We start from the raw sequence: 14,345 nt of genomic DNA, 5'->3' as shown, positions 1-14,345 counted from the left end.
GTCAGCTGCATTTCACTTCAGCTCGATCTGTGCGCACAGCCCGCCGCCGCGACGATTGCTCAGGGTCAAGCGCCCCCCCATGGCCTGGGTGAGTTGCTGGGCAATGGCCAGCCCCAGGCCGGTGCCGCCGGTGCTGCGGTTGCGCGAGCTTTCCACGCGATAAAAGGGCTTGAGCACTTCATTGAGCTCTCCTTCGGGTATCCCAGGGCCGTCGTCGAGGATACGGATCACGGTCAAGCCCTGTTCACGGCTGACCTCGAGTTGTGCTTTGCCCGCGAACTTCAGGGCATTGTCCAGCAAGTTGACCAGCACCCTGCGCAATGCATGCGGGCGTGTTTCCAGCAAGCTGTCGGTACGGCCCTGGCGCTCCACCTGGGCGCCACTGTCCTGGTAGTCGAACACGACACTGTCGAGGAATGCATCGAGGTTGATCCGGCACGCAGGCTCGGTGTTGATGTCCATGCTACGGGCGTAGGCCACGCCTTCACGGACGAGGTGCTCCATGGCATCCAGGTCATGGCACAACTTGTCTTTCTCGACACCCTCATCCATGACTTCTACCCGCAGTTTCATGCGCGTTATCGGCGTTTGCAGGTCGTGGGAAATCGCCGCCAGCAACTGCATGCGTTCTTTCAGGTAGGCGGCGATACGTGCCTGCAAAGCGTTGAAAGCAGTGGCGGCGTATTGCACCTCACGCGGGCCACTTTCCTCCAACAGCATGCCAGGCTTGTCTGGGTCGAGGTCGTCCAGTGCCTTGATCAGGCGGGTCAGCGGGCCGATCGCCAGGCGCACGGCCAGCCAGGTACAGAACAGCAGCACGGCCAGCTGGATCAGCAGCACACCCGGCAGCCATTTGGCCACCGGCACGGGCGCCGGCGTAACGTCGATAGTCAGCGGTGCGCCGTCTGCCAGGCGCAGATGCGTCTGGAAATGCGCATTCGGCCCGGGAATATCCTGGAAGGTCAGGCGGTAGTGGTTACCGATTGCCTTGACGATCGATTCGGCGGCCATGGGGGGATCTTCGCTCGGCATGGCCTCACCCGCCAGGCCCTCATCCAGCCGGTAGCGGTAGGTGCGCCGCTCCAGGCGTGGCAACCAGGCTGCGCGTTCGACGGCGGGCAGGCGGTCGAGGATAGCCACTGAGGTGGCGACGTCCTGTTCCAGGTTGCTGAGCATCATCGAGCGGCTGCTGATGTAGCGCTCGTACGCCTGCAGGCTGAATGACAGCCCGTAGGCCAGCACCAGCCCGGTGAAAAAGATCAGCGCCAGGCGCGAGGCCAGCGTGCGTGGCCACTTCATGACGGCGACTCGAGCAGTTGCACCGGCAGCGAGAACACATAGCCTTCGCTGCGCACGGTCTTGATGCAGCTGGGTTCGCGGGCGTCGTCACCCAGGCGCTGGCGCAGGCGGCTGACCAGCAGGTCGATGGAGCGGTCAAAAATGTCGGCTTCGCGGCCCTGGGTCAGGTTGAGCAACTGTTCGCGGCTGAGCACCCGTTGCGGGTGGTCGAGGAACACCCGAAGCAAGCGGTACTCGGCGCCGCTGAGGGCCACCAGGGTGCCTTCGCTGTCGAGCAGGTGGCGCGCCGTGGTATCCAGGCGCCATTGACCGAAGGCAAGCAGGCGGCTGCTTTCGCTGATGGTCAGGTTGGGCGGCAGCATGCGCGTGCGGCGCAGCACGGCATTGATGCGGGCCAGCAGCTCGCGGGCGGAGAACGGCTTGGTCAGGTAGTCGTCGGCGCCCATCTCCAGGCCGATGATGCGGTCGGTTTCGTCGTTGCGCGCGGTCAGCATCAACACGGGGGTATTACGGTGCTTGCCGGCGCGCAGTTCGCGGCATAGCAGCAGGCCGTCATCGCCCGGCATCATGATGTCGAGGACGATCAGGTCGACGCTGTTGGCTTCGAGAAACGCACGCATCTGCCGGCCATCGGCGACGATGCTGGTGCGCAGGCCGTTCTTTTTCAGGTAGTTGCCGACCAGTTCGCGGATCTCGCGGTCGTCGTCGACGATCAGGATGTGATCGACATGCTCCATGGCAGGGGTCCTGTGCAAGGGGAGTGGGCGCAGTGTATCGAGCAGGTCGGGGCTTGCCTGCAGGGGTTTGTATTGCAGTGTATCTGGCGGCGGCACAGATACAGCAGGACGCACATCACAGGTTCAGGCGACACATGGCGGATACCTGGCGGGCGCGAAATGGCTCTCGACCGGGGAGCGACACTCCCCACCCTTCGAAGATGCACAGGAGCCTTACCATGAACGTGAAAACCCTCGCCACTGCCAGCCTGTTCGCCGTGTTCAGCCTTGGTACCCTGGCCGCCCAGGCGTCCACAATGCCCATGAACGATGCCAGCGTCATGCAGTACCGCTACGGCGATCATCTGGATGTGAAGAAAGTCTTGTCGGTGAAGGATGACCAGAGCAATGGCTGTGGCCTGGTCAACACCCGCATGGATTACCTCAATTCCAAGGGCCAGCACGAAAGCGTCGAATACCGCACCTACGCCACGGGCGGTTGCCATGACAACTGATCGTCGCTTGCTGCTGAAAGTGGGTGGCGTGGCCCTGGCGCTGGTCGGCCTGGGCCTTGCGGGCCACCTGATGGCCCGCGACAGCTATGGCGCCATGCCTTCGCTGTCAGGGGCCAGCGAATGGCTCAACTCGCCACCGCTGGACGCCCCGGCGCTCAAGGGCAAGGTGGTGCTGGTGGATTTCTGGACCTGGGACTGCATCAACTGCCAGCGCAGCCTGCCGCATGTGAATGACTGGGCCCGGCGCTATGCCGACCAGGGGTTGGTGGTGGTCGGGGTGCATACGCCGGAGTACGACTACGAGCACGATGTCGGTCAGCTGAAAAGCAAGGTGGCGAGCCTGGGCATCGGTTATCCGGTGGCGGTGGATAACGGTTACCAGGTGTGGAATGCCTGGGGCAATCAGTTCTGGCCGGCGCACTACTTCGTCGACCGCCAGGGGCAGGTGCGGCATGTGCACTTTGGTGAAGGCGATTATGCCGGGCAGGAGCAAGTAATAAAGGCGTTGCTGGATGAGAAAGGCTGAAGTGAGTGTCGCCCTGATTGCGGGTAAACCGCTCCGACAGATACTGCGCTGAATACCGAGTCAGTGCAGTACCTGTCGGAGCGGGTTCACTGGCGAAAGGGCCGGTGCCAGCTCAGCTGAAGCTGGCAAAATGCGCCTGCATCCGCCCTGCATCCGCTTCACGCCCACTGAACAGTTCGAACGCCTTCACCGCCTGGAACACCGCCATGTTGCTGCCATCCAGCGTCCGGCAGCCCAAGGCCCGCGCCGCGCGCAGCAGCTCGGTTTCCAGCGGGAAATAGATGATCTCTGCCACCCACAACCGCGCATGCAGCAGTTCTACCGGCAACGGTGTGCCCGGCAATTTGGCCATGCCGACCGGCGTGGTATTCACCAGCCCGTCCGCCTCGGCAAGCTCGCCCGCCAAGTCCGTGCCTACCACCGCGCGCCCCGCGCCGAAATGGCCATTGAGGTTGTCGACCAGCGCCTGGGCACGCGCCGCATCTACTTCGAACAACACCAGGCGCTCGACCCCTTCGCCCAACAGCGCATGGGCCACCGCCGAGCCCGCGCCGCCCGCGCCCATCTGCACCACCTGGCGCCGTGCCACATCGGGCAGGCCACGGCGCAAGCCTTCGGCAAAACCGAGGCAGTCGGTGTTATGGCCCACGCGCTTGCCGTCCTTGAGCACGACCGTGTTCACCGCGCCGATACCACTGGCCTCTTCGGACAGTTCATCGAGCAGCGGCAGGATCGCCTGCTTGAACGGGTAGGTGATGTTCAGCCCGGTAAAACCGGTGTGCTGGGCGGCATCGAGCAGTTGCGGCAGGGCGCTGTCGTCCAACTGCAGCTGGTCAGCATCGATCAGGCGATAGAGGTAGCGTAGCGCCTGGGCATCGCCTTCATGTTCGTGCAGGGCAGGGGTGCGCGAGAGCTGAATGCCACGGCCGATCAGGCCGGCAAGGATGGCTGGCTGAGTCATGCGGCCTGCTCCCGGAACAGTTCGGCGAAGTGGCTCAGGGCCATGCGGTAACCCTGGCTGCCCAGGCCGCAGATCACACCCACGGCGATCGACGAGACGAACGACAAATGGCGGAACGGCTCACGCTTGTGCACGTTGGACAGGTGCACTTCGATCACCGGCAGTTCGCTGGCGACCAGGGCGTCGCGGATGGCGACCGAGGTGTGGGTCCAGGCACCCGGGTTGATGACGATACCGGTGCAACGGCCACGGGCAGCGTGGATCCAGTCGATCAGTTCGCCTTCATGATTGGTTTGGCGGAATTCGATTTCAAGGCCGTGAGCGTGCGCGGTATCAGCGCAGCTCTGGGCCAGGTCAGCCAAGGTTTCGCGGCCGTACTGGGCGGGCTCGCGGGTGCCCAGCATGTTCAGGTTAGGGCCGTTGAGCACGAGGATAAGGGGCTTCATGGTGGGATCGCTTTGTTGTTTTTAAGTGCGATTATGTTTGTACCACCTGGTTAGTTTCGTCAATTGGGTTTGCTGTCGCAGGGGGGAAAGTGGGCGATTATCGAACTCGATTACAAAATTGTAATTTCCCCGCCACCGCGTCGATAACCAGCGCTCCCTACAGTCCCTCGCCAACGCTCGCCGACGAGGACCTGCGAAGTGCCCATCCCCCGAAAGTTCTTCATGCTCAGCCTGCTGCTGGCGGCCAGTGCCAGCGCCAGCGCCCAGGCCGGGCAGGGCCCAAGCCTGCCCGAGGCGCTCGCCACCGCGTTTGCCAACAACCCAGAACTGGCAGCCGCAGGCCGCGAAATTGGCATCGCCGAGGGCGAGCGCCGCCAGGCCGGGCTGATGCCCAACCCAGCGCTGTCCTGGGAAGTCGAAGACACCCGCCGCGATACCCGTACCACTACCGTTACCCTCAGCCAGCCGCTGGAGCTGGGTGGCAAGCGGGGTGCGCGCATCGCCGTCGCGGGTAGCGGCCAGGCCATCGCCCTGCTCGAACTGGAGCGCCAGCGCAATGGCCTGCGCGCCGATGTGGTTCAGGCATTCCACGCCGCCCTGCGCGCGCAGACCGCGGTGGAGCTGGCGCAGCAGTCGCAAGCGCTGACCGAGCGTGGCTTGCGCGTGGTGCAGGGGCGCGTCAGCGCAGGTAAGTCGTCGCCGGTGGAAGCCACCCGCGCCCAGGTGCAACTGGCCCAGGCACACGCCGAGGTGCGCCGCGCCGAAACCCAACAGGCAGTGGCCTACCAGGCATTGGCGAGGCTTACCGGCAGCCCGGTAGCGACGTTCGAGCGGTTGCCGGCTGACGATCTGTCACCCGGCGCGGCCCCGGCTGCCCAAGCGCTGCTCGACAAGGTCGAGCACACCGCCGATTGGCGCCTGGCCGCCGCGCAGATCGAGCGCGGCGAGGCCGCCCTGGGGTCTGAAAAAGCCCAGCGCATTCCCGACCTGACGGTGAGTGTCGGCAGCCAGTACAGCCGCGAGGACCGCGAGCGGGTGAACGTGGTGGGTTTGTCGATGCCCTTGCCGCTGTTCGATCGTAACCAGGGCAACGTCCTGGCCGCCGCGCGGCGTGCAGACCAGGCACGTGACCTGCGCAATGCCGCCGAGCTGCGCTTGCGCAGTGACACCCGCAGCGCTGTCAGCCAATGGCGTACGGCGATGCAGGAGGTGGACGCCTATGACCGAACCATCTTGCCCTCGGCGCAGCAGGCCGTGGATACCGCCACCCGCGGTTTCGAGATGGGCAAGTTTGCCTTCCTCGATGTGCTCGACGCCCAGCGTACGCTGATCGACGCACGTGGCCTGTACCTCGACGCGCTGGCCGCGGCAACCGATGCGCGTGCGCAAGTCGAGCGGATCTACGGCGACCTTGAGGGTATGAACAACACATCGAGCAGCAGGAGCACCCATGAATAACCCACGCAAGCTTGCCCTCGTGGCCGCTGCCATTGGCGTACTCGGCCTTGGCGGCCTGGCCTGGACCGGCAACCTCGGCCAGGCCAGCAGTGGTGAAACCCACCACGACGACCATGGCGAGGACAGCCACGGCCATGGCGATGAAACCGGCGAGGCGCATCAGGAAGCCGAAGGCCAGTTGCACTTGACCGGCGCCCAGATCGAGGCAGCCGGCATCCAGCTGGCGGCTGCCGCACCGCGCGAGTTGGGCACCGCCATCAGCTTCCCGGGTGAGATCCGTTTCGACGAGGACCGTACCGCGCATGTGGTGCCCCGTGTACCCGGCGTGGTCGAGTCGGTGCACGCCGACCTCGGCCAGGCAGTCAAGCGCGGCCAGGTCCTGGCCGTGATCGCCAGCCAGCAGATCTCCGACCTGCGCAGCGAGCAGCAGGCGGCTTTGCGACGCCTCGAACTGGCGCGGCTGACCTTCCAGCGCGAGCAGCAGCTGTGGCAGGAACGCATCAGCGCCGAGCAGGATTATCAACAGGCCCGTCAGGCCCTGCAGGAGGCCGAGATCGCCTGGGCCAATGCCCGGCAGAAGGTCGCCGCAGTCGGCCCAGCTGGCGCGGGCAACCGTTACGAGCTGCGTGCGCCGTTCGATGCGGTGGTGGTTGAAAAACACCTGACTGTGGGCGAGGTGGTCGATGAGACCAGCAACGCGTTCACCCTCTCTGACTTGAGCCGGGTCTGGGCCACTTTCGCGGTGGCCCCGCGCGACCTGAGCAAAGTCACCAGCGGGCGCCGCGTCACCGTTAGCGCACCGGACCTGGGTGCCGAGGTGGAAGGCAAGGTCAACTACGTCGGCAGCCTGCTCGGCGAACAGAACCGCGCCGCCACCGTCCGTGCCACCCTGGCCAACCCCAACGGCGCCTGGCGCCCCGGGCTGTTCGTCAACATCTCGGTCAGCGTAGAGCGCTTCAACGCCGCTGTGGTGGTGCCCGAGAGCGCACTTCAGACCTGGGAGGAGCAGACCGTGGTGTTCGCCCGCACCGAAGAGGGCTTCGAAGCGCGCCCGGTGACGGCTGGCCGGCGCGACGCTGGCCAGGTGGAAATTACCGAAGGCCTGACGGCCGGTACCCAGGTGGCTGCCGCCGGCAGCTTCGTCCTCAAGTCGGAGCTCGGCAAGGGCTCCGCGGCGCACAGTCATTGATCACGGGGACGCTTGCATGTTTGAACGCCTGATCCAATTCGCCATCGAGCAGCGCCTGGTGGTGATGCTCGCCGTGGTGCTGATGGCCGCCGTGGGCGTCCACAGCTACCAGAAACTGCCGATTGACGCGGTACCTGACATCACCAACGTCCAGGTGCAGATCAACACTGCAGCCCCCGGTTACTCGCCGCTGGAAACCGAACAGCGCATCACCTTCGCCATCGAGACGGCCATGGCAGGCCTGCCGGGGCTCAAGCAGACCCGTTCGCTGTCGCGCGCCGGGCTGTCCCAGGTGACGGTCATCTTCGACGATGGCACCGACCTGTTCTTTGCCCGGCAGTTGGTCAACGAACGCCTGCAGGTTGCCCGTGCACAATTGCCTGCCGGTATCGAGGCCGGCATGGGGCCGATTTCCACGGGCTTGGGCGAGATCTTCCTGTGGACGGTCGAAGCCGAGGAGGGTGCGCTCAAGGATGACGGTACACCGTACACGGCCACCGACCTGCGGGTGATCCAGGACTGGATCATCAAGCCGCAGCTGCGCAACGTGCCGGGGGTGGCCGAAGTCAACAGCATCGGCGGCCACGCCAAGCAGTACCTGATCGCCCCGGAGCCCAAGCGCCTGGCGGCCTATAAACTCACCCTCAACGACCTGATCGCCGCCCTGGAACGCAACAATGCCAACGTCGGTGCAGGCTATATCGAGCGCAACGGCGAACAGTTGCTGATCCGCGCACCGGGGCAATTGGCGTCGGCCGAGGACATTGCCAATATCGTCATCTCCAGCGCCGATGGCACGCCGATCCGGGTCAGCCATGTCGCGCAGGTCGGCCTTGGCCAGGAGCTGCGCTCCGGCGCGGCCACCGAAAACGGCCGTGAAGTAGTGCTGGGCACGGTGTTCATGCTGATTGGCGAAAACAGCCGCACGGTCTCCCAGGCAGTCGCGGCCAAGCTGGTCGAGATCAACCGCAACCTGCCCAAGGGTGTTGTCGCGGTCACGGTGTACGACCGCACCAACCTGGTCGAGAAAGCCATCGCCACGGTCAAGAAGAACCTCATCGAGGGCGCGATCCTGGTGATCGCCGTGCTGTTCCTGTTCCTGGGCAATATCCGCGCCGCGCTGATCACCGCCATGGTGATCCCGCTGTCGATGCTGTTCACCTTCACCGGCATGTTCAGCAACAAGGTCAGCGCCAACCTCATGAGCCTCGGCGCCCTGGACTTCGGCATCATCGTCGATGGTGCGGTGGTGATCGTCGAAAACGCTATCCGCCGCCTGGCCCACGCTCAGCAGCGCCATGGCCGCATGCTGACCCGCGCCGAGCGCTTCCACGAGGTGTTCGCCGCCGCGCGTGAAGCGCGCCGGCCGCTGATCTACGGGCAGTTGATCATCATGGTGGTGTACCTGCCGATCTTTGCCCTGACCGGGGTCGAGGGCAAGATGTTCCACCCCATGGCCTTTACCGTGGTGATGGCCCTGCTGGGCGCCATGATCCTATCGGTGACCTTCGTGCCGGCGGCCATCGCGTTGTTCGTCACCGGCAAGGTCCAGGAAGAAGAGGGCGTGGTCATGCGCAGCGCGCGCAAACGCTACGCGCCCGTGCTGGCCTGGGTTTTGGCCCGGCGCAAGCTGGCGTTTGCCGGCGCCGCGTTGCTGGTGCTGCTGTCCGCCGGCATGGCCAGCCGCATGGGCAGCGAGTTCATTCCCAGCCTCAGTGAGGGCGACTTTGCCCTGCAGGCATTGCGTGTGCCGGGCACCAGCCTGTCGCAGTCGGTGAACATGCAGCAGCGCCTGGAACAGGCGATCATCAGCCAGGTGCCGGAAGTGCAACGGGTGTTCGCCCGTACCGGCACCGCAGAGATCGCCTCCGACCCGATGCCGCCGAACATCTCCGACGCCTACGTGATGCTGCACCCGCGCGAGCAATGGGCCGACCCAAGCAAGCCGCGCGAGGCACTGATCGCCGAGGTGCAGCGCGCAGCCGCCAGCGTGCCGGGCAGCAACTACGAGATGTCGCAACCGATCCAGTTGCGCTTCAACGAGCTGATTTCCGGGGTGCGCAGTGACGTGGCGGTGAAGGTGTTCGGTGACGACATGGACGTGCTCAACCGCACCGCTGCGCAAATCGCCGGCAGCCTGCAGCAAGTGCCAGGCGCCTCGGAAGTGAAGGTCGAGCAGACCACCGGCCTGCCGGTACTGACCATCGATATCGACCGCGACAAGGCCGCCCGCCATGGCCTGAACGTGGGTGATGTGCAGGATGCCATCGCCATTGCCGTAGGCGGGCGCACGGCGGGCACGCTGTACGAAGGTGATCGCCGGTTCGACATGGTGGTGCGCCTTGCCGAGACGCTGCGCACCGACGTTGAAGGCTTGTCCAGCCTGCTGATTCCGGTACCCGCCAATGTGGCGAGTGGCGCTGCGCAGATCGGTTTCATCCCGCTGTCGCAGGTCGCGGCACTGAACCTGCAACTGGGCCCGAACCAGGTCAGCCGCGAGGATGGCAAGCGTGTGGTGGTGGTCAGCGCCAACGTGCGTGGGCGTGACCTTGGCTCGTTCGTAGAGGAGGCCGAGCAGACGTTGCTGCAGCAAGTGCCGATTCCACCAGGGTACTGGACCCGCTGGGGTGGCCAGTTCGAACAGTTGCAGTCGGCCGCCGAGCGCCTGCAGGTGGTGGTGCCAGTGGCGTTGCTGCTGGTCATGGGCTTGCTGCTGATGATGTTCAACAACCTCAGGGACGGCCTGCTGGTGTTCACCGGGATTCCCTTTGCCTTGACCGGGGGCGTGCTGGCGTTGTGGCTGCGGGATATTCCCTTGTCGATTTCGGCTGGCGTCGGCTTTATCGCCTTGTCCGGCGTGGCGGTGCTCAATGGCTTGGTAATGATCGCCTTCATCCGTAGCCTGCGCGAGGAAGGGCGCAGCTTGCGTGTGGCGGTCGAGGAGGGGGCGCTGACCCGCTTGCGGCCGGTGCTGATGACGGCGCTGGTGGCATCGCTCGGGTTCATCCCGATGGCGCTGGCCACCGGCACCGGGGCCGAGGTGCAGCGGCCGCTGGCGACGGTGGTGATTGGCGGGATCCTGTCGTCCACGGCGCTGACCTTGCTGGTATTGCCGGCGTTGTACCAGTGGGCATATCGGCGGGAAGAGGCAGAGGAGGGCTGAAATTATTGGGGGCTGCAACGCAGCCCCCAATGGCTAAACCACGCTGCGGGTTGCTGGCTGATCACCGTCCACCGGCGGCTCTTCATGCAACGAAATCCGCGAAGTCTCCGGCAGCGCCAACCCCCCAACCAGCGCCACCAACGCAATCACCACCAGGTAGAACGCCGGTGCCAGGCTGCTGCCGGTCTGCCCGATCAGCCAGGTCGCCACCAGCGGTGCGGTACCGCCAAACAGGGTGTAGGCCACGTTGTAGGTAATCGCCGACGCGGTATAGCGAGTGCGGGTCGGGAAGCTTTCCGATAGCAACGCTGCCGTCACCACGCCACTGCACAACGCCCCCACCGCCAACAGGATCACCCCCAGCAGCGCGCCCGACATCGACCCCGAACTGGCCAGCCAATAGGCAGGGAACACGCAGACCATCACCCACAGGCAGGTAAAACCAATCGTTTTGCGCCGCCCGACACGGTCCGAAAACGCCCCGGCCAGTGGGCAGCCGATGGCCGCGAACAGCAGCGCGACGGTGGTCACCAGCAACGATTGGGCGCGGGTCAGGTTACCGACCAGTTGCAGGTAGGTGGCGAAGTAGGTGGTGAACATGTAGAACGACAGCGCCGTGAGCGAAATGAACGCCCCCAGGTTGCGAATGGCCCGGCCATGGTTGCGCAGGGTGTCCTTGAGCGGCGAATGCTCATGCACCTTGCCCTGGGCGATGGCCTCGCGAAACGCTGGCGTTTCTTCCATGCGCCAGCGCAGGTAAAGCCCTACCAGCCCTAGCGGCGCCGCGATCAGGAACGGTATGCGCCAGCCCCAGGCCGCCATCGCTTCGGCCGACAGGCTGGCTTCCAGGCCGTAGGCGATCACTGCCGCGCAGGCGAATGCAGAGAAGGTCGAAACCGGTACGAAGCTGCCGTAGAAAGCGCGCTTGTTCTGTGGCGCATGTTCCATCAGGTACGCGCAGGCGCCGGCGTACTCACCACCGGCCGAGAAGCCCTGCAGGCAGCGCGCCAGCGTCAGCAAAGCCGGGGCGGCGAGGCCGATGCTGGCGTAGGTCGGCAGCAGGCCGATCAACGTGGTGGAGCCGGCCATCAGCAGGATGGTCAGCGACAGGATGCGCTTGCGCCCGAGCCGGTCGCCCAACGCCCCGAACACGATCCCGCCGAGCGGCCGCAAGGCGAAGGCGACGGCAAACACAGCAAACGTCTTGAGCAACGCCACGCTGGCATCGCCGCCGGCGAAGAACTGGCTGGCGATGAGGGTGGCAAGAAAGCCGTAGACGGCAAAGTCGAACCATTCGACGAAGTTGCCGATGGCCGAGGCAGCGATGACCCGGCGCAGCGTGGTGGGGGATACCTCATGAGTTGCGGACATGTGGGAACGCTCCGGTTTCCAAAGGCAGCCTGGAGGGAAGTGATGCGGTCGGGGCCGCTTCATCATTTTTTGTTACAGGCAGTAGACCGGCGCGGTTGGTCGGGCGCTTTGTCGAGGGCGACACCGGGATATCTTTTTTGACCATACCCGGGCACTGGATGAATTAAAGTCCGGCTACCGCCTTTCGCAGGAGCCCACCCATGGCCCAGAACATCTACGACAACCCCGCCTTCTTCGCTGGCTATAGCCAACTTCCCCGCCAGGTGCTAGGCCTGGAGGGCGCACCCGAGTGGCCGACGATCCGCGCCATGCTTCCCGACCTGCGCGACAAACGTGTGGTCGACCTGGGCTGTGGTTTCGGCTGGGCTTCGCGCTGGATGCGTGAGCAGGGCGCCGCTTCTGTGCTGGGCCTGGACCTGTCGCAGAACATGATCGAACGCGCCCGCCGCGATACCCCCGACCCGGCCATCGAGTACCGCATCGCCGACCTCGACAGCCTGCAGTTGCCAGCCGCGGCCTTCGACCTGGCCTACAGCGCATTGACCTTCCACTATGTCGAAGATTTCACCCGCCTTGTCGCCACCCTGGCCCAGTCGTTGGCACCCGACGGCCACCTGGTGTTCACCCTCGAGCACCCCATCTACATGGCTGCTGCGCAACCGCAGTGGTTCAAGGACGCGCACGGCCGCCTGACCTGGCCGGTCAATGGGTACTCGGTGGAAGGCGAACGGCGCACCGACTGGTTCGCCAAAGGTGTGCTCAAGCACCACCGCACCCTGGCCACTACGCTGAACACCTTGATTGCGGCGGGCCTGCGGATCAACCGGATCGAAGAGTTCGCGCCCACGGCCGAGCAGATTGCGGCGCTACCGGCACTGGCCGAAGAGCTGGAGCGGCCGATGATGCTGCTGGTCTCCGCGCAGCGCTGAGCAGGCGCTACACCGAGAACACCACCCCGGTACGCGATGCCGCATTGCGAATGTGCTCCTGCATTGCCTTCTGCGCCGCCGCCTGCGAACGGCGGGCGAGGGCGCGCAGGATCTTGCGATGCTCCAGCCAGGTTTCCATGGCCCGCTCGGGGCGGATGAAGGGCAGCTTCTGGCTTTCCAGGAAAATCTCCTGGCTGGCGGTGATCACCTGCAGCATGGCGTGGTTGCCGCAGGCTTGCAGCAACTGCTGGTGAAAGGCGAAATCCAGCCGGGCAGCGGCTTCGAAACGGCCCGCCCGCAGCTCCTGGCGCATCGCCTCGACGTTGTCCTCCAGGCGGTCGATGTCGTCGGCGGTCAGCGCCAGTGCTGCCTGCCCGGCGGCAAAGCCCTCCAGTGCATAGCGCAGCTGGAACGTGTCGCTGGCAGACACCTGCTCGGCATAGGGCCAGGCGAACGCCGAAGGCGCCGGCGCTTGCACGAACACACCCTTGCCCGGCTGCACGCTGACCAACCCCAAAGCGCTGAGTGATGACAGCGCTTCACGCAGCGAGGCGCGGCTCACCCCCAGCTGCTCGGCCAGGTCGCGCTGCGAGGGCAAGGCGTCGCCGGGCTGATAGCCGCCTTCGTCAATCAGCTTGCGGATGCTGTGCAAGGCCTGTTCGGGGACGGCGCGGGGGAGGGTGTCGAGCATGCTGTTCAGACCAGTCGGAGGGCGATGACCTTGGCTTTTTACGGCCATTGTGGCGCGCTGGCAAGCATTGCTCCGCCGTGGCGCAGCCTGCGCTGGCGCTGCACGAAAGCGGGGCGCGGCGGCGTTGAGGTAACGGCAAACTCGGCAACTGTTCAGACCAGTAAGACCGTTTGGCATGGGGCTCCTGCGCCTTCGAACAGGTTTTATCGCACTCTGGCATGCCCCGTGCACTGGCCAGCCAGCACTCAATTCCCTGGTTACCTGCGAGGCCATCCCATGAAGACTTTCCGCACCCTGTTCCTGGCCAGCCTGTTCTGCGGTGGCGCCCTGGCGCTCCCCACCGCGCAGGCTGACGCGCTGGCCGACATCAGCGCCCGTGGCGTGCTCAAGGTGGCCGTGCCCCAGGATTTCCCGCCCTTCGGTTCGGTCGGCCCCGACCTCAAACCCCGTGGCCTGGACATCGACACCGCGCAACTGCTGGCCGACAAGCTGGGCGTGAAGCTGGCCCTGACCCCGGTCAACAGCACCAACCGCATCCCGTTCCTCACCACCGGCAAGGTCGACCTGGTGATCTCCAGCCTGGGCAAGAACCCCGAGCGCGCGGCAGTGATCGATTTTTCCCGGCCTTACGCGCCGTTCTACCTGGCCGTGTTCGGCCCGGCCGAAGCCGACATCACCGGCATCGACGCGGTGGCCGGCAAGACCATCAGCGTGACCCGCGGTTCGATCGAGGACATGGAACTGAGCGCCGTTGCGCCCAAGGGCGCAGTGATCAAACGTTTTGAAGACAACAACTCGACCATCGCCGCCTACCTGTCGGGCCAGGTCGAACTGATCGCCAGCGGCAGTGTGGTGATGGCGGCCATCGCCGAGAAGAACCCGGCCAAGGTGCCGGTGGTCAAGGTCAAGCTGAAGGACTCACCGGTCTATGTCGGCCTGGCCAAGAACGAGCCGGCCCTGCTGGATAAGGTCAACACCACGCTGGAAGCCGCCAAGGCCGACGGCAGCCTCAACCGCAATGCCGAAAAGTGGCTGAAGCAGCCGCTGCCAGCCGACCTCTGAGCAGTCCCGGAGCCTGCCA

The 14,345-nt window shown here is 65.1% G+C and carries 13 protein-coding genes; 7 read left to right on the top strand and 6 right to left on the bottom strand.

Annotation, left to right across the window (positions count from 1 at the left end):
- Window positions 1-12: 12 nt before the first annotated feature.
- Window positions 13-1,299, bottom strand: coding sequence for a sensor histidine kinase (locus ACIPIJ_RS14205; RefSeq protein WP_401077447.1), 1,287 nt, complete (start codon window positions 1,297-1,299; stop codon window positions 13-15).
- The gene (locus ACIPIJ_RS14200; RefSeq protein ID WP_201207473.1) at window positions 1,296-2,036 is read right to left on the bottom strand and encodes a response regulator; all 741 of its coding nucleotides are present in this window, start codon (window positions 2,034-2,036) and stop codon (window positions 1,296-1,298) included. Before ACIPIJ_RS14200 ends, ACIPIJ_RS14205 begins: the two co-directional genes overlap by 4 nt.
- 218 nt (window positions 2,037-2,254) lie before the next feature.
- Between ACIPIJ_RS14200 and ACIPIJ_RS14195 the strand changes: the two genes are divergently transcribed.
- Window positions 2,255-2,530, top strand: coding sequence for a DUF2790 domain-containing protein (locus ACIPIJ_RS14195; RefSeq protein ID WP_401077445.1), 276 nt, complete (start codon window positions 2,255-2,257; stop codon window positions 2,528-2,530).
- On the top strand, window positions 2,520-3,056 hold the full coding sequence (locus tag ACIPIJ_RS14190; RefSeq protein ID WP_401077444.1) for a thioredoxin family protein: 537 nt from the start codon (window positions 2,520-2,522) through the stop codon (window positions 3,054-3,056). The genes ACIPIJ_RS14195 and ACIPIJ_RS14190 overlap by 11 nt, the downstream gene beginning before the upstream one ends.
- A 112-nt stretch (window positions 3,057-3,168) precedes the next feature.
- On the opposite strand, the gene ACIPIJ_RS14185 is transcribed toward ACIPIJ_RS14190, so the two are convergent.
- Both ACIPIJ_RS14185 and aroQ read right to left on the bottom strand, forming a co-directional pair.
- Window positions 3,169-4,017 (bottom strand): shikimate dehydrogenase, encoded by an 849-nt coding sequence (locus tag ACIPIJ_RS14185; RefSeq protein ID WP_401077443.1) that lies wholly within the window; start codon window positions 4,015-4,017, stop codon window positions 3,169-3,171.
- Window positions 4,014-4,463, bottom strand: a complete 450-nt coding sequence (aroQ, locus tag ACIPIJ_RS14180; protein ID WP_401077441.1) for a type II 3-dehydroquinate dehydratase — start codon at window positions 4,461-4,463, stop codon at window positions 4,014-4,016. Before aroQ ends, ACIPIJ_RS14185 begins: the two co-directional genes overlap by 4 nt.
- Before the next feature lie 222 nt (window positions 4,464-4,685).
- Here aroQ and ACIPIJ_RS14175 point away from each other — a divergent pair, with 222 nt between their 5' ends.
- From ACIPIJ_RS14175 to ACIPIJ_RS14165, 3 genes are read left to right on the top strand one after another with little or no spacing between them, the layout of a single operon-like run.
- Window positions 4,686-5,921, top strand: coding sequence for a TolC family protein (locus ACIPIJ_RS14175; protein ID WP_401077585.1), 1,236 nt, complete (start codon window positions 4,686-4,688; stop codon window positions 5,919-5,921).
- Window positions 5,914-7,110, top strand: coding sequence for an efflux RND transporter periplasmic adaptor subunit (locus ACIPIJ_RS14170; protein ID WP_401077439.1), 1,197 nt, complete (start codon window positions 5,914-5,916; stop codon window positions 7,108-7,110). Before ACIPIJ_RS14175 ends, ACIPIJ_RS14170 begins: the two co-directional genes overlap by 8 nt.
- A gap of 16 nt (window positions 7,111-7,126) precedes the next feature.
- Window positions 7,127-10,273: an efflux RND transporter permease subunit gene (locus ACIPIJ_RS14165; RefSeq protein ID WP_401077438.1), complete on the top strand. Its 3,147-nt coding sequence runs from the start codon at window positions 7,127-7,129 to the stop codon at window positions 10,271-10,273.
- 33 nt (window positions 10,274-10,306) lie between these two features.
- On the opposite strand, the gene ACIPIJ_RS14160 is transcribed toward ACIPIJ_RS14165, so the two are convergent.
- Entirely contained in the window at window positions 10,307-11,644 is a 1,338-nt protein-coding gene (locus tag ACIPIJ_RS14160) for an MFS transporter (RefSeq protein WP_401077437.1), read from the bottom strand.
- Window positions 11,645-11,844: 200 nt separating this feature from the next.
- Between ACIPIJ_RS14160 and ACIPIJ_RS14155 the strand changes: the two genes are divergently transcribed.
- Complete coding sequence (locus ACIPIJ_RS14155) at window positions 11,845-12,573, top strand: class I SAM-dependent methyltransferase (protein ID WP_401077435.1); 729 nt, start codon at window positions 11,845-11,847, stop codon at window positions 12,571-12,573.
- 7 nt (window positions 12,574-12,580) lie between these two features.
- Here ACIPIJ_RS14155 and ACIPIJ_RS14150 read toward each other — a convergent pair whose 3' ends face one another.
- Window positions 12,581-13,264 (bottom strand): FadR/GntR family transcriptional regulator, encoded by a 684-nt coding sequence (locus ACIPIJ_RS14150; protein ID WP_401077433.1) that lies wholly within the window; start codon window positions 13,262-13,264, stop codon window positions 12,581-12,583.
- Between the two features lie 276 nt (window positions 13,265-13,540).
- Between ACIPIJ_RS14150 and ACIPIJ_RS14145 the strand changes: the two genes are divergently transcribed.
- The gene (locus ACIPIJ_RS14145; protein WP_401077432.1) at window positions 13,541-14,326 is read left to right on the top strand and encodes a transporter substrate-binding domain-containing protein; all 786 of its coding nucleotides are present in this window, start codon (window positions 13,541-13,543) and stop codon (window positions 14,324-14,326) included.
- Window positions 14,327-14,345 lie beyond the last annotated feature (19 nt).

Origin of the sequence: Pseudomonas sp. NPDC087185, assembly GCF_044744955.1 — a bacterium.
Taxonomy (GTDB): Bacteria; Pseudomonadota; Gammaproteobacteria; order Pseudomonadales; family Pseudomonadaceae; genus Aquipseudomonas.
Note: the sequence above shows the minus strand (reverse complement) of the source record. Positions and strands in the feature narration are given on the sequence as shown.

Bases quoted from the DNA above. Each gene is read 5' to 3' on its own strand.
- ACIPIJ_RS14200 (WP_201207473.1), bottom strand. From the start codon at position 2,036: ATGGAGCATGTCGATCACATCCTGATCGTCGACGACGACCGCGAGATC.
- ACIPIJ_RS14155 (WP_401077435.1), top strand. From the start codon at position 11,845: ATGGCCCAGAACATCTACGACAACCCCGCCTTCTTCGCTGGCTATAGC.
- aroQ (WP_401077441.1), bottom strand. From the start codon at position 4,463: ATGAAGCCCCTTATCCTCGTGCTCAACGGCCCTAACCTGAACATGCTG.
- ACIPIJ_RS14195 (WP_401077445.1), top strand. From the start codon at position 2,255: ATGAACGTGAAAACCCTCGCCACTGCCAGCCTGTTCGCCGTGTTCAGC.
- ACIPIJ_RS14170 (WP_401077439.1), top strand. From the start codon at position 5,914: ATGAATAACCCACGCAAGCTTGCCCTCGTGGCCGCTGCCATTGGCGTA.
- ACIPIJ_RS14165 (WP_401077438.1), top strand. From the start codon at position 7,127: ATGTTTGAACGCCTGATCCAATTCGCCATCGAGCAGCGCCTGGTGGTG.
- ACIPIJ_RS14205 (WP_401077447.1), bottom strand. From the start codon at position 1,299: ATGAAGTGGCCACGCACGCTGGCCTCGCGCCTGGCGCTGATCTTTTTC.
- ACIPIJ_RS14160 (WP_401077437.1), bottom strand. From the start codon at position 11,644: ATGTCCGCAACTCATGAGGTATCCCCCACCACGCTGCGCCGGGTCATC.
- ACIPIJ_RS14175 (WP_401077585.1), top strand. From the start codon at position 4,686: ATGCTCAGCCTGCTGCTGGCGGCCAGTGCCAGCGCCAGCGCCCAGGCC.
- ACIPIJ_RS14185 (WP_401077443.1), bottom strand. From the start codon at position 4,017: ATGACTCAGCCAGCCATCCTTGCCGGCCTGATCGGCCGTGGCATTCAG.
- ACIPIJ_RS14190 (WP_401077444.1), top strand. From the start codon at position 2,520: ATGACAACTGATCGTCGCTTGCTGCTGAAAGTGGGTGGCGTGGCCCTG.
- ACIPIJ_RS14150 (WP_401077433.1), bottom strand. From the start codon at position 13,264: ATGCTCGACACCCTCCCCCGCGCCGTCCCCGAACAGGCCTTGCACAGC.
- ACIPIJ_RS14145 (WP_401077432.1), top strand. From the start codon at position 13,541: ATGAAGACTTTCCGCACCCTGTTCCTGGCCAGCCTGTTCTGCGGTGGC.